This window comes from Streptomyces melanogenes, assembly GCF_014649795.1.
GTDB classification, from domain to species: Bacteria; Actinomycetota; Actinomycetes; order Streptomycetales; family Streptomycetaceae; genus Streptomyces; species Streptomyces noboritoensis.
The window spans coordinates 132578-151462 of sequence record NZ_BMTS01000001.1; the positions used below are offsets into that span (position 1 = coordinate 132578).

Consider the following 18885-nt stretch of genomic DNA (forward strand, 5'->3'; position numbering starts at 1 on the left):
AGCGTCGTACGCCGTTGCGCGTACGCCCCGTCCGCTCCGGCCACCACCTTGCCGAACGCGTGCGATTCGGCCAGGCCGGGAGCGCGGCGCCGGGCCCCGGTTCGCCCGTACGGCCGCCCATCAGTAATACTCACCCCATGACCTCACACATTACGAGCAAGGGTGGCGAAGGCGTGCGGATCCGGCGCGCGGTCGCGCGCGACGCCAAGCGCCTCACCCGGCTCGTACGGTCGTCGCGCGCCTACGAGGGCCCGTACGCCGCGATGGTCGCGGACTACCGGGTGGGCCCCGACTACATCGAGACGCACGAGGTGTACGCGGCGGTCGGCGCCGACGACCGGCTGCTCGGCTTCTACGCCCTGCTGCTCGCCCCGCCCGAGCTCGACCTGATGTTCGTCGCCGACGACGCCCAGGGGCTCGGCATCGGGCGCCTGCTCATCGCGCACATGACCGACCGGGCCCGGGCCGGGGGCCTCGACCGCGTCCGGGTGGTCTCGCACCCGCCCGCCGAGGGCTTCTACCGCAGCGTGGGCGCGCTGCGCACCGGCACGGCCCGCGCGAACCCGCCCGCGGTGCTGTGGGACCGGCCCGAGCTGGAGATCCCGATTCCCTGACCGGTCCCGGACCGGCTCAGCCCAGCGGCACGCCGACCTGGCTCCACGCCTTGGTGACGGCCTGGAGCTCATCGCCGTCGCCGAACAGGCTGCGGGCGGTGGCGACGGTGAGGCGCCCGAAGTCGGCGAACTTGGCGTCGGTCGCCAGCTCTCCGCCGGTCAGCGTCGCGTACCAGATCTTCCCCGCGCGCTCCCAGGCGTTGCCGCCCAGGGCCGTGGCCACCAGGTAGAACGCGTGGTTGGGGATGCCCGAGTTGATGTGCACACCGCCGTTGTCCCGGCTGGTGCGCACGAAGTCGTCCATCGTGGCGGGCTGCGGGTCCTTGCCGAGCTGCGGGTCGTCGTACGCCGTGCCCGGCGCCTTCATCGACCGCAGCGCCTCGCCGTGGATGCGCGGCCCGAGCAGCCCGGCGCCGATCAGCCAGTCGGCCTGGTCGGCGGACTGCCCCAGCGCGTACTGCTTGATGAGCGAGCCGAAGACGTCCGAGAGCGACTCGTTGAGCGCGCCCGACTGCCCGAAGTACTCCAGGTTGGCGGTGTACTGCGTGACGCCGTGGGTGAGTTCGTGGCCGATGACGTCGACCGGGATGGTGAAGTCGAGGAAGAGCTCGCCGTCCCCGTCGCCGAACACCATCTGCTCGCCGTTCCAGAAGGCGTTGTCGTACTTCTCGCCGTAGTGGACGGTCGCGTCCAGCGGCAGCCCGGAGTCGTCGATCGAGTGGCGGCCGTACGCCTTCAGATACAGCTCGAAAGTGGCACCCAGCCCGGCGTGCGCCCGGTTGACGGTCGCGTCCTGCGACGGCGTGTCGCTCTCGGAGTGGACCTTGGTGCCGGGCAGCGCCTCCTGGGTCCGGGCGTCGTAGATCGTGCGGTCGGGCTTGTCGGACGGCGTGCCCGCGGAGGGGGTGATGCCACGCACGGTGGTGATCCGGCGCCGGGTGCGCTGGAGCGCGTCGTGCTCCAGGGTGCGGCGCGCGGGCTCGAACGTGCCGGGGTCCTCGGCCTGCGCGAGCTTGTCGAGGACGTGCGGCGGGATGATGGTGCAGAACACGGTGTTGGTCTCCATGCCGAGCAATGTGGCACAGCGTGACCGCTTCGGTGATGCCTGTAGTCGAGTTGGCCGAAAATCGGTGGCGGAGTCGGAACGCCCGCTTCTACGGAGCGTGACGGTGACCCCTCAACCGACCGATCAGAGCCAGCCGTTGCGGCGGAACCCCCGGTGGATGGCGAAACAGGCGGCGGCCATGACGGCGAGCGCGAGGAAGTACCCGTACTTCCAGTGCAGTTCGGGCATGGTGTCGAAGTTCATGCCGTAGATCCCGCACACCATCGTCGGCACCGCGACGATCGCCGCCCAGGCCGTGATCTTGCGCATGTCCTCGTTCTGCGCCACCGTCACCTGCGCCAGATGGGCCTGGAGGATCGAGTCGAGCAGCGCGTCGAAGGAGCCGATCTGCTCGTTGACCCGGGCCAGATGGTCCGAGACGTCGCGGAAGTACGGCTGGGTGTCCGGGCCGATGAGCGGCATCGGCCCGGTGGCCAGGGCCTGGAGCGGGCGGTTCAGCGGGGTCACCGCCCGCTTGAACTCCAGGAGTTCGCGCTTGAGCTGGTAGATGCGGCCCGCGTCGCCGCGCCCGGCGGTGTCGCTGAACACGGCGGTCTCGACGGCGTCCACGTCGTCCTGCATGGCGTCGATCACCACGAGGTAGTCGTCGACGACGTGGTCCGCTATGGCGTGCAGCACCGCCGCCGGGCCCTTGGCGAGCTGCTCGGGCGTCTCCTCCAGGGCCTCGCGCAGCGGGCCGAGCGAGCCGTGCTTGCCGTGCCGCACGGTGACCACGAAGTCGGGCCCGGTGAAGATCATCAGCTCACCGGTCTCGACGACCTCGCTGGTCGCGGTGAGCTCCTCGTGCTCGACGTAGCCGACGGTCTTGAAGACCGCGAACAGCACGTCGTCGTACGGCTGGACCTGCGGGCGCTGATGGGCGCGGACCGCGTCCTCGACGGCCAGCGGATGCAGCCCGAAGAGCTCGGCGATACCGGCGAACTCCTCGGCGCTCGGCTCGTGCAGCCCGACCCACACGAACCCCTCCTTGGCCCTGCGCACCCGCCGTACGGCCTCCTCCACCGGGCAGTCGCCGGGCTGGCGCACCCCGTCCCGGTAGACCACGCAGTTCACCACGGCGCTGCCGAGCGGCGAGCGGGCCGGGTGGCTGAGGTCCACCGTGCGGCGGTAGGCACGGCGGACCGCCCTGCGGAGGTTGCGGATCATGGGCACGGCTGGGCACTCCTTCGGCGGATCGGCGGCCAGTGTGCCATGCCCGGCCAAAGCGCCCGTCCGTACGCCGACGCCGCAGGTCACCGCTGTGCGGCGACCTCCCCCGCGACGTCCCCGTCGAAGGCGGCGGCGAGGCGCAGATAGCGGGCCGCGTCCTCGGGCCGGCCCTGGCGCTCCAGGGTGCGGCCGAGCATCAGCGTGGCGTACTGCTCGACGGGGTCGCGCTCGAGCACGGCCCGCAGCTCGGTCTCCGCCTTCTTGAGCTGGGCGGAGTGGTAGTAGGCCCGGGCGAGCAGCAGCCTCGGCGCGACCTGCTCGGGCACCTCGTCGACGATGCCGGTCAGGATGCGTACGGCTGTGACGTACTCCTTGGCCTCGAAGAACAACTGGGCGCGGTCCCAGCGCTCGGCGGTGCTGCCGGACTCGTAGTAGCTGTCGACCACGGAGGATCCTCTCGTAGCTGGTGTGCTGGATGCCGTTACGGACGCCACAACACAAGGTAATGGTTGAAAATTCCACAACCTTGCGGGTGTGGCGCGCGTGGGAGGCTGCCACCGGGTGCCCCGACAGGAATAGGTTGACCGACATGAGCAATCTCGATCGTCAAGCCACACTCTCCGTGTGCGGCGGCCGCGGCTTCGTCGTCGCCGAGCCGGTGCGCGAGCTGCTTTCGCCGCGCACCGTCAAGCTCGGCGAGTCCACCGAGGTCCGCCGACTGCTGCCGAACCTCGGCCGCCGTATGGTCGGCGCCTGGGCCTTCGTCGACCACTACGGCCCGGACGACATCGCCGACGAGCCCGGCATGCAGGTGCCGCCGCACCCGCACATGGGGCTCCAGACGGTGAGCTGGCTGCACGAGGGCGAGGTGCTGCACCGCGACAGCCTCGGCAGCCTGCAGACCGTACGCCCGCGCGAGCTCGGCCTGATGACCTCGGGGCGGGCGATCAGCCACTCCGAGGAGAGCCCCCGCCCGCACGCCCGCCTGCTGCACGGCGCCCAGCTCTGGGTCGCCCTGCCCGACGCCCACCGCCACACCGAGCCGCACTTCCAGCACCACGCGGACCTGCCCACGGTCACCGCGCCGGGCCTGCAGGCCACGGTGATCCTGGGCGAGCTCGACGGCGCGGCGTCGCCGGGCACGATCTACACGCCCCTGGTCGGCGCGGACCTGACCCTGACGGCGGGCGCGGACCTCGCCCTGCCCCTGGACCCCGACTTCGAGTACGCGGTCCTGTCGATGTCCGGCGAGGCCCACGTGGACGGCGTCCCGGTCCTCCCCGGCTCCATGCTCTACCTCGGCTGCGGCCGCACCGAACTCCCCCTGCACGCCGCCTCCGACGCGGGGCTGATGCTCCTGGGCGGCGAGCCGTTCGAGGAGGAGATCGTGATGTGGTGGAACTTCATCGGGCGTTCGCAGGCGGACATCGAGGAGGCACGCGAGGAGTGGATGTCGGGGGCGCGGTTCGGTGAGGTGAAGGGGTACGACGGGGAGCGGCTTTCGGCTCCTGCGCTGCCGGCGGGGGTGTTGAAGGCTCGGGGGAGGGTGCGGTGAGCCGGGGCTGAGCTTTGGCGCCGCGATCATCGACGTCGCGTACAACACCGCCCCCTGACCGCCCCCTTGAGATCGAACGATTGGTCGACGGTGTTCGAGCGCTGGTAGCTTCACCTCGCCCCCGGACCGCATGCGGGGGCGATCGGAGGAAGCACGCCCATGAGGTTCGGCGCGAGGCTCGCGCTCGCCGTCATCACCTTCGTGGCCACGGTCACCGCCTGTGGCGCCCCGCACGGCAGCGGCCCGCAGTCCCGTACGGCCACGGACTGCGGGCCGTACGCGCGTTACGGCGAGCACGCGGGCACCCGGGTGAGCGTCTACGGGCCGGACCGGGACCGGGAAGCCGATCTGTTCGAGGAGACCTGGGCGGACTTCGCGCAGTGCACGGGCATCGACGTCCAGTACGAGGGGGACGGCGAGTTCGAGGCCCGGATCCAGATCCGGGCCGAGGGCGGGAACGCGCCGGACGTCGCCTTCTTCCCCCAGCCGGGGCTCCTGGAGCGCTTCGCCCGCGCGAGCAGGCTCAAGCCCGCGAGCGCCGGGCTCGCCGCCCTGGCGAAGCGGGGCTGGTCGGCGGACTGGAACGGCTACGCGACCGTGGACGGCACCCTCTACGGCACGCCGTTGGTCGCGAACGTGAAGTCGTTCGTCTGGTACTCGCCGAAGTTCTTCCGGGACAGGCGACTGACCGTTCCCCGCACCTGGTCCGAGCTGATGGACGTGACGGAGAAGGTCGCCGCCTCGGGGGTCAAGCCGTGGTGCGCGGGCGTCGAATCCGGTGAGGCGACCGGCTGGCCGCTGACGGACTGGATCGAGGACGTCCTGCTGCGCCAGCAGGGGCCGGACGTCTACGACCAGTGGGTCACCCACAAGATCCCGTTCAACGACCCCAGAGTGCTCAGGGCCATGGACACCGTGGGGTCCATCCTCAAGAACGACCGGTACGCCAACGGCGGTTACGGTCCGGCCAAGTCGATGGCCTCGATCTCCTACCAGGAGGCCGGTACCCCAATCCTCCCCGGCGACTGCGCGATGCACCGACAGGCCTCGTTCTACGCCGAGCAGTGGCCCAAGGGCACCGAGATCGGCCCGGACAAGGACGTGTTCGCCTTCCTCCTGCCCGGAACCGACGCGACCAGCCGTCCGGTCCTGGGCGGTGGGGTGTTCGCCGCCGCGTTCGCCGACCGGCCCGAGGTCCGCGCCTTCCAGGAGTACCTGGCGACCGCGGACTTCGCCCGCGCGCGCATGAAGAAGGGTCCGTTCGTCTCGGCCAACAAGGGCGTGGACCCGGCGAACGCCGCCAACCCGGTCGACAAGCTCGCGATGCAGCTGCTCCAGGACCCCCGGACGCAGTTCAGGTTCGACGGCTCGGACCAGATGCCCGCGGCGGTCGGTGCGGGAGCGTTCTGGAAGGGCGCCGTCGACTGGATCGGCGGCAAGAGCACCCGGCAGGTGGCCGACTCCATCGAACGGTCCTGGCCGAGCCACTGATGTCGTTCGATGTCGTCGCCCAGCAGCCCAAGCTGCTGTATCTCCTCCAGGGCATCGCCGCGTTCACGGCGGTGGTGGGCCTGATCCTCGTGGCGCTGCACCGGGGGCCGATACGCAGGCGGGGCGCCGCCGCCCTGCTGCTGGCCCCCGCGCTGCTGCTGCTCGCGGTCGGTCTCCTCAGGCCCGGTCTGCGCACCCTGATGCTGTCGTTCACGGACGGCGAGGGGGACTCGTGGGTCGGGCTCGACAACTACGTGTGGATCCTCACCGACCCCCAGGCGCTGACCGCACTGCGCAACACCCTGACGTGGGTGGTGCTAGTCCCCGTACTGACGACCGTGGTCGGTCTGCTGTACGCGGCGGCCGTCGTCCGGTCGCGGTTCAGGGCGCTCGCCCTGTCGCTCCTCCTGCTGCCGATGGTGATCTCGTTCGTCGGCGCCGGTCTCGTCTGGAAGTTCGTCTACGCCTACCGGCCTGCCGGGGCGGACCAGATCGGGCTGCTGAACCAGCTCGTGGTGGCATTGGGCGGCCAACCGCAGCAGTGGCTCGTGGACTCTCCCTGGAACGTCCTGTTCCTCATCGTCACGATGGTGTGGACGCAGGCGGGCTTCGCCGCCGTCCTGCTTGCGGGCGCCATCGCGGGGGTTCCCCGGGAGATGACCGAGGCGGCCCGGCTGGACGGTGCCTCGCCCCGGCAGATCTTCTGGCGGATCACCCTGCCCTCGATCAGACCCACCCTGCTCGTCGTGGTCCTCGCCGAACTGATCGCCACCTTCAAGGCCTTCGACGTCGTCAAGACCATGACGGGCGGTCAGTTCGACACGGGTGTCCTCGCGTACGAGATGTACGACCAGGCCTTCCGCTACGGACAGACGGGCCGGGGCGCGGCGCTCGCCGTGCTGCTGTTCGTCCTGGTCACCCCCGTCGTCGTGTACCAGGTCCGGGCGCAGCGGGGGGCGAGGTGAACGGCGTACGGGAGCGGCTGGCCTCCCGTACCTTCTCCGTGATCGCCGTGGTGATCGCGGTCCTGTGGACGACACCGACGTTCGGCCTCCTGCTGTCCTCGTTCCGCCCCGAGGGCGAGATCAAGACGACCGGCTGGTGGACCACGTTCGGCTCGCCGCACCTCACCCTCGACAACTACGGCGAGGTGCTGTTCGGCACCGGCAACGCCTCGGGTCGGCTCGCCGACCACCTCGTCAACTCGGTCGTCATCACCCTCCCCTCGGTGCTGTTCCCCCTCGTCCTGGCGTTCTTCGCCGCGTACGCCCTGGCGTGGATCGACTTCAAGGGGCGCGACGCGCTCGTCGTCGGCATCTTCGCGCTGCAGATCGTGCCCCTCCAGATGGCGCTCGTCCCCCTGCTGAAGCTCTTCTCCCAGGGGTGGCTGTTCCTGCCCGCCTGGGACCCCACAGGACCGGCCCGGTTCGGCCACGTCTGGTTCGCCCACACGGTCTTCGCGCTGCCGTTCGCGGTGTTCCTCCTGCACAACTTCCTGGCCGCGTTGCCCCGGGAGCTGATCGAAGCCGCCCGGGTCGACGGCGCCTCGCACGGCACGCTGCTGCTCCGGATCGTCCTGCCGCTGGCCCGCCCGGCGCTGGTCTCGTTCGCGATCCTCCAGTTCATCTGGGTGTGGAACGACCTGCTGGTGGCGCTCACCCTGTCGGGAGGTACGGCGGATACCGCGCCGATGACGGTGAAACTGGCGGCACTGGCCGGGACGCGCGGCAACGAGTGGCAGCGGCTGACGGCCGGGGCGTTCGTGTCCGCGCTCGTCCCGGTGCTCGTGTTCTTCGCCCTCCAGCGGCACTTCGCCCGGGGGCTGCTCGCCGGATCGGTCAAGGGATGACCGCCGGGCCTCGTGACGCGGTCACATGGCGTGGCCGCTGCCGTACGGGGCGTACAGATCGAGCAGTCTGGTGCGGGCCGCGTGCAGCCGGTGGGCCAGGACGCGGCCCACCCAGCCGCTGACCGCCGCGCTGAACGCGGGGTCGGAATCCATCAGGGCGCGTACGGCCAGGGCGTCGAACTCGAAGGCGTGGACGGGCGTCATGACCTCGGCGCCCAGCTGCCACACATAGGGGCGGAACAGCCAGGACCAGCCCACCAGTTCGTCGGAGCCGAGCGTCTCGATCACGGCCGGGCGTCTGCCGGGGATGCGCATGTCGAGGGTGACCGTGCCGGAGCGCAGGACCCAGAACCGGTCGGCGTGGCCGCCTTCGTTGAAGAGACGGGTTCCGGAGGGGAAGTCGACCTCTTGGGCGAGGTCGGTGAGGCGGTTGCGGTGCTCGTCCGCCAGGGCGCTGGTGAGCCGGGGGAGCGCGGGAATGCTCATGGGCGGCCTCCTTGCCGAGTCCCCCTTTTGTCGCGTTTCCCTCCAGTGTCACCCGCCCGCGACCAGGACCGCCTCCTCCAGGGTGGGAACCACGTGCAGCACCGCGCCCAGGCCCGAAAGCGCCAGGATCCGGAGCGTGAACGCGTGCGCACACACCACGGTGAGGCTGCCGTGGCGGGCGGCCACCCGACGGCGGGCGGAGCTGAGCAGCCGCAGGCCGGAGCAGTCGAAGAAGGTGACCGCCGTCAGATCGATCACGACATGGGCCTCGTACGGGGCGGTGACCGCCTCCAGGTACGGGACGACCTCGACGGCGGTGGCGATGTCGATCTCGCCGCAGAGGGCCAGCACGGTATGCCCGTGCATGCGGTAGACGCGCGACGGTGGAGCGAAGTCCGGAAGAACGGTGACCATGTGCTCACCTCGGCGGAGGCGACCCGCCCGCCGGGGGCGGACGGAGGAGAGAGGACGGCGGACGACGTGCGGTGGAACGGTGGAGACGCCCGGCCCCAGGTGTGCAGAACCGGAGCCTCCGGTGTGTGCATGCCCGTCCCAAGTGGCCATTGAACATGGTGCGTTGGCATATGACGAACTGGTTGGGCGGGCGGTCCGGTAGGTCGGCCGGTGAGGCGTCAGGAACCGTCGCCGGTGCGGGCGGTCAGATGCTCCATTCCGAGCAGATCGTCGATGCCCGCCTTGATGCGCTCGGGTGTCACCCGCCGCCCGATGGTGAGGTGCTCCATCAGGCTCGGCACGAACGGCGCGAGCAGCAGATGGGCCAGGATCGCCGTGTCCGCCTCGGGGCGCGCCTCGCGCAGGAGCATCGACACATGGGTGTGCAGAGTCGCGTACACCCCGCTGGTGTAGCGCGCGCTCGGTGACGCGGCCTCCGCCAGCTGCATGATCTCGCGCTGCTCCACGATCCGGTCGGCGAGCGCGTGCAGGAAGGCGCGCAGCCGGTCGGCGGGCGGGGCGCCCGGGCCGAGCGGCGGGGGGCCGGTCAGGAACGACTGCTGGAAGCGCTGCTCGCTGTCGTCCAGGAGGGCGAAGAGGAGCTGGCTGACGTCGCCGAACCGCCGGTAGACCGTGCCGACGCCCATGCAGGCGGCGTGCGCGACCGCGTTCATGGTGACGGCCTGGGGCCCCTGCTCGGCAACGAGACGGGCCGCCGCGTCGAGGATCTTCCGGCGGTTGCGAGCGGCGTCGGCGCGCTCGGGTGGGGCCTGGCCCGTGACGGAGAGTTCGATGCGGGTCATGGTCCGAGGCTAGCGGATGCCTCGGATACGTATCCGCTTCGAGCGCGGGGTCGTGCGGAGCCCCTCCCGAATCGCTTGCAAAGTGGATTCCTATCCGCTTTACTCGTGCTCAGCGGAACCGGATAGATATCCGGATCCAGTGCACAGTCTTACGATCTCTGCTTGGGAGGGGCCTCGTCATGAGCGCCAAGGTCGCGGTCATCTACTACTCGTCCACCGGCAACGTCCACCAGCTCGCCAAGGCGGTCGCCGAGGGCGCCGAAAAGGCCGGCGCCGAGGTCCGGCTGCGCCGGGTCCCCGAGCTCGCCCCGGACTCCGCCATCGACGCCAACCCGGCCTGGCGCGAGCACGTCGAGGCCACCAAGGACGTCGAGATCGCCACGCTCGACGACCTGGCGTGGGCGGACGCGTACGCGCTCGGTTCGCCGACCCGTTACGGCAACATCGCCGCGCAGCTGAAGCAGTTTATCGACACCACGGGCGGCCTGTGGCAGCAGGGCGCGCTGGCGGACAAGCCCGCCACGGGCTTCACCAGCGCCCACAACGCCCACGGCGGCAACGAGTCGACGACGCTGGCCCTCTACAACACGTTCCACCACTGGGGCTCGATCATCGTCGCGCCCGGCTACACGAACCCGGTCGTGTACGGCGCGGGCGGCAACCCGTACGGCACGGCCCACGCCGGCGCCGAGGCCGTCTCCGAGGACACCCTGGTGGCGGCCCGCTACCAGGGCGAGCGCCTGGCGACGATCGCCGCGCGTCTGCTGGCGGGCTCGCGCTGACCGTTCCCGCTCCTTCGGTGCCCCGGCCGTACGTCACGGCCGGGGCACCGACGCGTACATCGACGTAGAGGGGGAACCCGTACCAACCGACCGCACACGCAGTCGAGTTCGGAGGTACAGCCATGGGTCTGGGCGGATGCATTCTGCTGATCGGGGCCGGAGCGATTCTCACGTTCGCGGTCGACTGGCATGTGCAGGGCATGAACATCCATGTGGCCGGTCTGGTCCTGATGGCCGTCGGCATCATAGGAACGGCGGCGTACGTCAGCATCTTCAAGCGCAGGCGGCTCCAGGCACCGCCTCCTGCCGCGCCGGTGGTCGAAGAGGACCGCCGCTACTACTGAGGCGCGGAGGATTTCGCATGGAACCCCTGTCGAAGAAGGTGACGACGGAGTCGACCGGCCTGGTGGAAGCGGCGGTCCTCGCCCTCGACTGCGCCGAACCGGAGGCACTCGCCGAGTTCTACGCCCGCCTGCTGGGCGCCGAGCCGCCGGCGGAACGCGGTACGGAACGACTGGAGATCACCGCCCCCGGCGGCACGAGAATGGCCTTCCGCCGCGACCACGGCGCGGCCCCCAACAGCTGGCCCCGCCCCGACGACTCCCAGCAGGCGCACCTGGAACTGCTGGTGTCCCGGGAGGACATGGACGCGGTCGAACGCCAGGTGATCACACTGGGCGGCCGCCCCCTGGACACGAAGGACAACGGCGGGCTCCACGACACCAGGCTGTACTCGGATCCGGCGGGGCATACGTTTTCGTTGCGGAGCGGGTGAGGGGCCGCGCGGAGGACGAGGCCGGGCTGAGTACGGGTACTCATGCGCCCGCCTCACCCGCACGGCCAGGGTGACGGACATGAACCTGCCCATCGCCCCGCCGGCCTTCGACGCCACGACCGGCCCCAAGCGGCGCCACCGCGCCGATTTGGGCGCGGACATCGCGGCCGGGTGCGGCCTGATGCTCCTGGAGCTGTTCTTCCTGGGGATGACCTTTGGACTGTGGTTCCTGTCGGGGCTCGACCTCGACGCGGGGGAGCCCGTCCACGTCGACTCGTTGTGGGGTTACCTGGCTGTCGCGGGCGGGGTGGGTGTGGTGGCGGTCGTGGCGGCTGCGGTTGCTGCCCGTGCGGGAGCGGTGGTGACGGTCATCAGCCAGGTGGTCATGGCCGTTCTGGTCTGTGTCTGCGTGGTCGGCGGGGCCGCGATGCAGTCCCATGAGGATGTGAAGTGCCGTGATGTGCCGTCCGCTTCGGGCTGCGACGACTGATCCCGCGTGCTGGCGGGCTACCGCCTGGCTTCCGAGCACCGTTTCCCCGGCCGCGCTGAATTATCCGTATGCCGTGCCGGTCCGGGCCGCCGAGTCGGCGGCCGAACTTGGCTTCGACGTGGGGCCGCGATCTGGCAGCGCCACTCTCCGCTATTGTTGAACGCGTTCAAGTCGGCGCGTAGAGCGACATGGGGCGCTGCGCGGCGGGGCGGGAGTGGGGGTGCCTGGCGTGGCGCGGAGTGCGAGTAGGGGTGCTGCGGGGCAGACGGGATCTGCGCCGTCGTCGGTGCCGATGGCTGTGCTGTGTGTGACCGTTGCCGCGCTGGTATTGATATGGATCGAGGCGTTCGGCGGTTCCCCGGAGGGCGCTGCGGTGCTGATTCCTGTAGCCGTCGTGGCTGGGCCGGTGATGTTTGTGTCGGTGAGCGCGGCGGTGACCGTCGCGTACGTCCTGCCTGCTGTAGCCCTTGCTCATTGGTTCGCGCGGCGCACCGGCCGCAGGCGGCAGTGGCGGTGGGTGGCCGCGAGCGGCGCACTCGGGCTGCTGCCCGCGGCTGGCCTGCCCACGTTGTTCCGGATCCTGCACGGCGGGCTCCATGACTGGCGTCGGATTGCCGTGGAGGGTCTGGTGTTCGCGGGTGTGCTGTGGATTGTTGCGACTCCGGCCGCCGTTGCCGCGCACATGACCGTGCTGCGGGAAGACGCAGGAGACCCGATCCGGCCGGTTGGTGACATCCTCCTGTGGGGAACGCTGGGGCTGTCGATCGAACTCACAGGGTGGCTGGCATGCCTCTGAATCAGGCGGTGGGGTGTGAGTGGGCCGCCGCCGTGCACCCGTAGCGGTCATGCTCTTGTCGGTGTGATCAGGCGACCAGTTCACTGATCTCGAACAGATGTCCGTCAGGGTCGCGGAAGAATGCTCGGATCTCGTAACCGCGGTCCAGCGGCGGAGTGAGGAAACGCGCCCCGCGCGACCGGAGCGTTTCGTATGCGCCACGGCAGTCGCGTACGCGAAAGATCAGTTCGGCGCTGACCCGGTCGGGGTCCGTGGGTGGGGCCATGGTCACGGTCGGTTTGTCCTCGGTCGGGTCGCCGCCCGGGACCAGGAGCAGCCAGCCGCCCAGCATGCGCAGCACGCACGAGGATTCGTACGCGCGGTCGACGTGCGCGCCCAGTACCTCCTCGTACCACTGACGCGAGGCCGCGACGTCGGAGACGACGAGCAACCGGGTCATTTCCATGTCCTCGGTCGGGAAAGCACTCACCGCGCGGACACCTCCTTGGGACGGAACCCCGCCGCTTCGGGGCGGCCCTTGTCTCTCATCGTCGGGGGTTGTGGGCGTCGTGCCACCGGAGTCGGCCGCATGTGCCTACCGAGTCGCCAGTGGCGCGAGGGCGGGCCAGGATGGGCGGGCATATCTCGTACATCTCGTGTATCTCGATATGAGAGGTTCGATTCCATGGCCGCTGAGAACGCGTCCGAGCCGGAGAACGGGCCCGTAAGAGTGCTCGTCTTCGGGGGCTCGCTGCGTGCCGATTCCCTGAACAGGCGTCTAGCCGCGCTCATCGCCCGGCTGGTGGAACGTACCGGCGCGGCCGTCGAACTCGCCCATATGCGGGACTTCACCATGCCGGTCTACGACGGGGACGTCGAGACGGCCGAGGGGCTACCGCCGGGCGCGCTGGCTCTGCGGGAGCGTATCGAGGCGTGCGACGCGTTCGTGATCTCGGCTCCGGAGTACAACGCGTCGGTGTCCGGTGTGCTGAAGAACGCCATCGACTGGGTCTCGCGTGTCCGCCCCCAACCGTTCAAGGACAAGCACGCCCTGCTCGCCTCGGCCTCGCCCTCCATGGTGGGAGGAAACCGCGGGCTGTGGGCGCTGCGGGTCCCGCTCGAACACCTCGGCACCCGCGTGTACCCGGACATGTTCAGCCTCGCCAAGGCGCACGAGGGTTTCACCGAGAGCGGTGACCTGTCCGACTCGGCGCTCCAGGAGCGCCTGGCGGACACGGCGGCGTCGTTCGTGCGGTTGGTGGAGGCCGACACCCGTTACGTATGCCTGCAACGCCGCTGGTACGAGTTCCTGGGGGACTGCACGGACGCGCCGGTCACTCTGCGGGCCCAGGACTGAGCGCCTTTCGGGGGGCCGTGGTGGACCGTCACGGCGACGTCCCCCGTCCTTTCCGTCGTGCGGGGACAGCGGCGGCGTCCAAACAGGCCATTGTTTAGGTAATTTGGCTATTTCGAGACATTTGATCAGCATTTCTTACGCGATGTGAATATTTTCCGTATAGGTTAGGTGTTGTCAGTCGGAGAATTTCTTCGGCTGTACAACCGAAAGGCGTACCCCATGCGCTCCATGCGCACCATCGCCATCCCCCGAAGCCTCCTCGTCGCCGTGTTCGCTGTCGCCGGCCTCGCTGCTACCCCCGTCCTCGCTTCCGCAACGTCACAGACCAACACGGGCATCGCCCGCACCCACACCGACCTCGGAGCCCTGGGGCTCCCCGGTGGCAACGGAGCCAATGGAGTGGGGAGCAACGGTGGGATCGGCGGCCTGGGCGGTACCGGCGGCGCGGCCGGCGCCAACGGCAACGGCGGCAACGGAGGCGCCGGCGGCAACGCCAACGGCATCCTGAGTGTCGGCGGCGCCGGTGGCGCGGGAGGCGCCGGCGGGGCCAACGGCAACGGTGGCACTGGCGGGTTCGGCGGCGCCGCCACACTCAATGGCACCGGTGGCAAAGGCGGCGTAGGGGGCGTCGGCGATGCCGGGGCCGGTATCCCCGGTGGCGCGGGCGGCAACGGCGGTGCCTCCACAGTGGGAGGCGGCCACAAGGGCGGTACGGGTGGCGCCGGCGGCGCTGCCAGCCCCGTATGCCCGGGCAAGCCGGGTGGCAACGGCACCGCTGCCACGTTCGGCGCTGACGGCACCACGGGTGCCACCGGCGCTGCCGGTCGCACCACCCTTCCCTGCTGAGCGTCGCACGACCAGCGAAAGGCCGGTCCTCTTGCCCCTTCGGGGGCGGGAGGACCGGCCTTTCGCGTGCATGCCGAGGCGCGGGGAGGGTCGGCCACACCGGCCGACAGGAAGCCTCCGCTCCCTCGAAGAGTCTGGCACCATGCAGCGACATCGCAGTGTGGGACAGCGTCGCAGCGTGGGACAGCATCGACCCAAGGAAGCAGGCAGTCGAAGATGACCGATCCCGGCGGTACGAGGCAGCATCATCCGGTCGTCGTCGCGCACCGGACCCACCGCGCGGGCGACGCCCAGTTGCGCATCGCCGATGCGATCACCAAGTTCGCCGGCTCCATGCCGTTCGTCTATCTGCATGCGGTCGGTTTCGCGCTCTGGATGCTGTTCGTGGAATCCAACCCTTGGCCCACGCTGACCCTCGTCGTATCCCTTGAGGCGATCTTCCTCTCGACGTTTGTCATGATCGGCCAGAACCGGCAGGCGGAGTTCCAGCAGGCGAAAGCCGATCACGACTTCGTCGAGCAGGAACTGGAGCTCAAGACGAACACCGAGCTGACCAGGGCGATCCACACGATGACCGCGGAACTCCACCGGCGGCTGCTGACCACCCCCGAGAAGGAATAGCGCCGCCGTAGTCTCCATTGCGGTCCCCTGCGCGCCCAGGACTGAGCGGGATCAGCCGGTGTCGAGGCCGTCGATCAGCCGGTTGAGGAACCGGGTGAAGGTGGCTTCGGGGGTGAGCGGGCGGCCGGGGGCGGAGAGGGCTTCGGCGAGTTCCGGGTGGTGGCCGTCCGTGGCCACGGCCGCGAGGTAGCGGGCTTCGGCGGCGGCCCGGTCGGGCGACTGCGAGGCCGCGGCCTGCGCGATCTCATGCGCGGCGTGCCCGGCCACGAATGCCGTGAGCTGGGCGAAGACCTCCAGCTTCGCCGTACCGTCCAGCCCGGTGGGCCGCAGCACAGCGAGCACACGCTCCAGGAAGGCGAGCGTGTTGGGTCCGGGGATGCGGCGGCCGGTCAGGGCGGCGGGCAGCCAGGGGTGTCGCAGCATGTGGGCGCGCTGGAGGTGGGCGATGGCCTTCAGATCGGCGCGCCAGTCGCCGGTGGATGTGTCCGTCGTCGGCAGTTCGCCGCTGACGTGGTCGACCATCAGGTTGAGCAACGTTTCTTTGTCCGGGGCGTAGCTGTAGAGCGACATGACACCGGCTCCCACCTGTGCGGCGACCTTCCGCATGGTGACCGCTTCGAGCCCCTCCGCATCCGCCAGGGCGACGGCCGCGGCGGTGATCGCCTCTCGGCTGTAGGCGGGCTTGCGGCCTCTGCGTGGCTGGGCGGGGCTCAGCCAGAGCTGCTGGGGGTCGATGCCCGGGGCGTCGGTCTCTCCCTCGCGGGACATGGTCCCTGCTCCTTCCCTTGATCACGGAGGCCTTGCGGGTGTCAGTCAAGCATGCTCTATTCTCGTACAGTGTACGGAAAAGAAGGAGGGGAAGGAACCATGACATCCCGCACGCACGGTCCTGCTGTGCCGAGGCCGACCTGGGTGGCGCCCCCGGGGAAACCGCCACTGTCCGCACGGATGATGAGGGCGACTTGGCGGCGCCTCCCGGCCAAACTGCACGAGGTCGGGTGGGAGCCGGGGTTGGTGGTACCGGCGGCCGATGGCAGCCCGCTGATCACCGACCACTACTTCCCGCGTGTCAACGACAACCGCGCCCAGGGCGACTTCCCCACCCTCCTGGTGCGCTCCCCGTACGGCAGGGGCCTGCCGTGGTCCCCCATGTACGGCCTGCTCTTCGCCGAACAGGGCTTCCACGTGGTCGTACAGAGCTGCCGGGGCACGGGTGGTTCGGGGGGCACGTTCGACTACTGGCGCAACGAGGTCGCCGACGGCCAGGCCACGGTGGCCTGGCTGCGCGAACAACCCTGGTTCAACGGCACACTCGGGACCGTCGGCCCCAGCTACCTGGGTTACGTGCAGTGGGCTCTCGCCGCCGACCCGCCGCCGGAACTGAAGGCGATGGTGGTGCAGTTGGGTCTGCACGACCCGTACGCCCTGTTCTACGCGGACGGTGTGCTGCGCCTGGAGACCGCCCTCGCCGTCGGTGTAGGTATGACCTACCAGCACCAGGGCATGGGCCCGTTCCTGAAGGCGACCTTGCGCCTGCAACGCCGCCTGCGTGAAGTCACCACCGCCAAGCCACTGCGCGGAGCGTATGCCCCGGCGTTCGGAGGCGAAGTGCCCTGGTTGGACGAGGTGATGGCCCACCCGGACGCCAAGGACGCGTACTGGCAGGGCGCGTCATTGGCGCAGTCGGCAGAGCGTCTCAGCGTTCCCACCGCTCTGATCACCGGATGGCACGACGCACTGGCCGACCAGACCTTCGAGCAGTACGACCGACTGCGTCAAGCGGGCTGCGAGACCTCCCTGCTCGTCGGCCCCTGGACGCATACCTCCGCCCTGCAACAGGGCTGGCCCGAGGTGTTCGCCGAAACCCTGGCCTGGCTGCGCGCCCACCTCGGCGCCGATCCCTCCGATCTCCGTCGCACGAAGGTGCGCGTGCACGTCGGCGGCGAGAACGCCTGGCGCGACCTCGACGACTGGCCGACGGCCACGGCCGCCAGCCCGTGGTTTCCCACCGCCGAGGGGCATCTCACCCAGCAGGCCCCCACGGACTCCGCACCACTGACGTCGTTCCGCTACGACCCGGAGGACCCCACCCCGTCCCTCGGCGGCCCGCTGCTCTCCCGCACGGCCGGTTCGCGCGACAACAGCAACCTGGAGGCCCGCGAGGACGTACTGATCTTCACCGGCCCGCCGCTGACCGAGCCCGTGGACATCCTCGGACCGGTCTCCGCGCGGTTGAGCATCTCCACGGACACCGGGCACACCGACGTCTTCACCCGCCTGTGCGACGTGGACCCGCAAGGCCGCTCCTTCAACATCTGCGACGGGGTGGGCCGCCTGCGTACGGAAGGGGACGAGCCGTCGCAGATCACCGTCCCGATGAGCTCGACCGCCCACCGCTTCGGCGTCGGCCACCGCATACGCTGGCAGATCAGCGGTGGCGCCCACCCGCGCTACGCCCGCAACCCCGGCAACGGGGAGTCGCAGCTGGACGCCACCACGTTCACACCGGTGCACATCACGCTCCATACGGACTCGGCGTTGATGCTCGCGACGCATACGGCGGTGCGTGCTGCTGAGGCCGAGGACACCGTGTGACCGGTCTGGGACCGTTCTTGGCTCAGCCCACGAAGTCCTGCGCCCACCAGTAGTTGCCGTTGCCGTCGACTGTGACGCCGACGCCGGTGTACTTGTAGGCGTCGCCCAGGATGTTTCGCTCGTGCAGCGGTTCCTTGATCCACGCGTCGACGACCGAGGGGGCGTCCTTCCAGAAGCCGGGTGCGCCGGCCGCGTTCTCGGCGATGGCCCCGACCGGGCGGGAGTAGCCGTACCGGGAAAGCGAGTCGCGCATCGCCGCGAAGGTCCAGTGGCCCTGCTGCCCACGGCGGGCCTGCTCGTTCGCCTCGTCCTGTGCGGTACGGGCCACGGCGTCGTCGTACTGGAGCGCCGCCTTGCCGTGCTGTACGCGGTAGTTGTTGACCAGGTCGAACACCTGCCGCTGCAGTGTGGCGGGCGGGTTCTGGCCCTGGTCACCGCCCCACTTCCACACCTGGGAGGCGGTGAAGTTGCAGGTGTAGATCTGCACCGGGGTGCTGTCGGCGGTGTTTCCGCCGGACACGTCCAGGCACTTGTTGGACTGCGGGTTGATGAGCACGTCGCCCTGGTAGCGGACCCACTTCTGCGCTCCGCTGCCGTTGCAGTCCCACAGCTGCACGGGGGTGCGGTCGGTGGTGCCGCTGGACGCGACGTCCAGACACTTGCCGAACGCGGTCACCGTCGCACCGACCTCGCCGGGCTGCTCGGTGTAGGTCCATCTCTGGGAGGTGGTGCCGTTGCAGCCGTAGATCTGTACGGGGGTGCCGTTGCCACTGTTCCCGCCGCGGACGTCGAGGCACTTGCCCCCGAGCCCGACGACCGGACCGGTCAGCTGCGCCGCCTGCGCGGTGGTCGGAACGGCGGCGATACCCATCGCGGCGACGGCCAGCGTCCCCCATATGTGCGACTTCTTGAGTGCCAGTGTCATGACAGTCAGTCCTTGCCCTCGCATCCGCGGCCCTGGCTCGCCACCAGGGCCGTTCCTGTCGTCAAGGACGGTATGGACGGGCTCTCAATATCAAATAAACGCCCTCTGAGCGGGGTTGGTCGGCCCGGCCGCCGAGTCTCCCCATTCATTCGCCGTTGATCTGCCATTGAGCGACCCACGTTGCAATGCCCGG

23 protein-coding genes are annotated in these 18885 nt (G+C 69.8%); 14 read left to right on the forward strand and 9 right to left on the reverse strand.

What is annotated here, in order from left to right; genetic code table 11:
- Positions 1-137: 137 nt before the first annotated feature.
- Positions 138-614 carry a GNAT family N-acetyltransferase gene (locus IE252_RS00655; RefSeq protein ID WP_190087225.1) on the forward strand — a complete coding sequence of 159 codons (477 nt, stop codon included), beginning with the start codon at positions 138-140 and terminating at the stop codon, positions 612-614.
- A gap of 16 nt (positions 615-630) precedes the next feature.
- Here the strand turns inward: IE252_RS00655 and IE252_RS00660 are convergent, their stop codons facing one another.
- The 3 genes from IE252_RS00660 to IE252_RS00670 all read right to left on the reverse strand — a co-directional run bounded on the left by IE252_RS00660 (position 631) and on the right by IE252_RS00670 (position 3335).
- Positions 631-1680, reverse strand: coding sequence for a M4 family metallopeptidase (locus IE252_RS00660; protein WP_190087226.1), 1050 nt, complete (start codon positions 1678-1680; stop codon positions 631-633).
- Between the two features lie 123 nt (positions 1681-1803).
- On the reverse strand, positions 1804-2886 hold the full coding sequence (locus IE252_RS00665) for a magnesium and cobalt transport protein CorA (protein ID WP_190087795.1): 1083 nt from the start codon (positions 2884-2886) through the stop codon (positions 1804-1806).
- 86 nt (positions 2887-2972) lie between these two features.
- On the reverse strand, positions 2973-3335 hold the full coding sequence (locus IE252_RS00670) for a tetratricopeptide repeat protein (protein WP_190087227.1): 363 nt from the start codon (positions 3333-3335) through the stop codon (positions 2973-2975).
- A 143-nt stretch (positions 3336-3478) separates the two neighbouring features.
- Between IE252_RS00670 and IE252_RS00675 the strand changes: the two genes are divergently transcribed.
- The 4 genes from IE252_RS00675 (at position 3479) to IE252_RS00690 (ending at position 7784) form a co-directional block, all read left to right on the forward strand.
- Positions 3479-4444: a pirin family protein gene (locus IE252_RS00675; protein ID WP_190087228.1), complete on the forward strand. Its 966-nt coding sequence runs from the start codon at positions 3479-3481 to the stop codon at positions 4442-4444.
- A 159-nt stretch (positions 4445-4603) separates the two neighbouring features.
- The gene (locus IE252_RS00680) at positions 4604-5935 is read left to right on the forward strand and encodes an ABC transporter substrate-binding protein (protein WP_190087229.1); all 1332 of its coding nucleotides are present in this window, start codon (positions 4604-4606) and stop codon (positions 5933-5935) included.
- The gene (locus tag IE252_RS00685; protein ID WP_190087230.1) at positions 5935-6900 is read left to right on the forward strand and encodes a carbohydrate ABC transporter permease; all 966 of its coding nucleotides are present in this window, start codon (positions 5935-5937) and stop codon (positions 6898-6900) included. Before IE252_RS00680 ends, IE252_RS00685 begins: the two co-directional genes overlap by 1 nt.
- Positions 6897-7784: a carbohydrate ABC transporter permease gene (locus IE252_RS00690; protein ID WP_190087231.1), complete on the forward strand. Its 888-nt coding sequence runs from the start codon at positions 6897-6899 to the stop codon at positions 7782-7784. The genes IE252_RS00685 and IE252_RS00690 overlap by 4 nt, the downstream gene beginning before the upstream one ends.
- A 21-nt stretch (positions 7785-7805) precedes the next feature.
- Here the strand turns inward: IE252_RS00690 and IE252_RS00695 are convergent, their stop codons facing one another.
- The 3 genes from IE252_RS00695 to IE252_RS00705 all read right to left on the reverse strand — a co-directional run bounded on the left by IE252_RS00695 (position 7806) and on the right by IE252_RS00705 (position 9526).
- Positions 7806-8270, reverse strand: coding sequence for a Crp/Fnr family transcriptional regulator (locus IE252_RS00695; protein WP_190087232.1), 465 nt, complete (start codon positions 8268-8270; stop codon positions 7806-7808).
- 48 nt (positions 8271-8318) lie between these two features.
- Positions 8319-8684, reverse strand: coding sequence for an STAS domain-containing protein (locus IE252_RS00700; protein ID WP_190087233.1), 366 nt, complete (start codon positions 8682-8684; stop codon positions 8319-8321).
- Between the two features lie 218 nt (positions 8685-8902).
- A complete protein-coding gene (locus tag IE252_RS00705) occupies positions 8903-9526 on the reverse strand; it encodes a TetR/AcrR family transcriptional regulator (RefSeq protein WP_190087234.1) in 624 nt (207 codons plus the stop codon).
- A gap of 179 nt (positions 9527-9705) precedes the next feature.
- On the opposite strand from IE252_RS00705, the gene wrbA reads away from it, so the two are divergent.
- From wrbA to IE252_RS00730, 5 genes are all read left to right on the forward strand, one after another.
- On the forward strand, positions 9706-10308 hold the full coding sequence (gene wrbA / locus IE252_RS00710) for an NAD(P)H:quinone oxidoreductase (protein WP_190087235.1): 603 nt from the start codon (positions 9706-9708) through the stop codon (positions 10306-10308).
- Between the two features lie 122 nt (positions 10309-10430).
- Positions 10431-10652 carry a hypothetical protein gene (locus tag IE252_RS00715; protein WP_190087236.1) on the forward strand — a complete coding sequence of 74 codons (222 nt, stop codon included), beginning with the start codon at positions 10431-10433 and terminating at the stop codon, positions 10650-10652.
- Positions 10653-10669: 17 nt separating this feature from the next.
- Entirely contained in the window at positions 10670-11083 is a 414-nt protein-coding gene (locus IE252_RS00720) for a VOC family protein (RefSeq protein WP_190087237.1), read from the forward strand.
- 79 nt (positions 11084-11162) lie between these two features.
- Entirely contained in the window at positions 11163-11573 is a 411-nt protein-coding gene (locus IE252_RS00725; protein WP_190087238.1) for a DUF6234 family protein, read from the forward strand.
- A gap of 307 nt (positions 11574-11880) precedes the next feature.
- Positions 11881-12369 (forward strand): hypothetical protein, encoded by a 489-nt coding sequence (locus tag IE252_RS00730; protein WP_229847787.1) that lies wholly within the window; start codon positions 11881-11883, stop codon positions 12367-12369.
- 67 nt (positions 12370-12436) lie between these two features.
- Here IE252_RS00730 and IE252_RS00735 read toward each other — a convergent pair whose 3' ends face one another.
- Entirely contained in the window at positions 12437-12838 is a 402-nt protein-coding gene (locus IE252_RS00735; protein WP_229847789.1) for a VOC family protein, read from the reverse strand.
- A gap of 195 nt (positions 12839-13033) precedes the next feature.
- Between IE252_RS00735 and IE252_RS00740 the strand changes: the two genes are divergently transcribed.
- The 3 genes from IE252_RS00740 to IE252_RS00750 all read left to right on the forward strand — a co-directional run bounded on the left by IE252_RS00740 (position 13034) and on the right by IE252_RS00750 (position 15172).
- Complete coding sequence (locus IE252_RS00740; RefSeq protein ID WP_190087240.1) at positions 13034-13705, forward strand: NADPH-dependent FMN reductase; 672 nt, start codon at positions 13034-13036, stop codon at positions 13703-13705.
- A 228-nt stretch (positions 13706-13933) separates the two neighbouring features.
- Positions 13934-14551, forward strand: a complete 618-nt coding sequence (locus tag IE252_RS43865) for a hypothetical protein (RefSeq protein ID WP_190087241.1) — start codon at positions 13934-13936, stop codon at positions 14549-14551.
- Between the two features lie 216 nt (positions 14552-14767).
- On the forward strand, positions 14768-15172 hold the full coding sequence (locus IE252_RS00750; RefSeq protein ID WP_190087242.1) for a DUF1003 domain-containing protein: 405 nt from the start codon (positions 14768-14770) through the stop codon (positions 15170-15172).
- A gap of 51 nt (positions 15173-15223) precedes the next feature.
- Here the strand turns inward: IE252_RS00750 and IE252_RS00755 are convergent, their stop codons facing one another.
- Complete coding sequence (locus IE252_RS00755) at positions 15224-15940, reverse strand: TetR/AcrR family transcriptional regulator C-terminal domain-containing protein (RefSeq protein ID WP_190087243.1); 717 nt, start codon at positions 15938-15940, stop codon at positions 15224-15226.
- Between the two features lie 183 nt (positions 15941-16123).
- Here IE252_RS00755 and IE252_RS00760 point away from each other — a divergent pair, with 183 nt between their 5' ends.
- Positions 16124-17767 carry a CocE/NonD family hydrolase gene (locus IE252_RS00760; protein WP_190087797.1) on the forward strand — a complete coding sequence of 548 codons (1644 nt, stop codon included), beginning with the start codon at positions 16124-16126 and terminating at the stop codon, positions 17765-17767.
- A 22-nt stretch (positions 17768-17789) separates the two neighbouring features.
- Here the strand turns inward: IE252_RS00760 and IE252_RS00765 are convergent, their stop codons facing one another.
- The gene (locus tag IE252_RS00765; protein ID WP_229847791.1) at positions 17790-18692 is read right to left on the reverse strand and encodes a CAP domain-containing protein; all 903 of its coding nucleotides are present in this window, start codon (positions 18690-18692) and stop codon (positions 17790-17792) included.
- Positions 18693-18885: the final 193 nt, after the last annotated feature.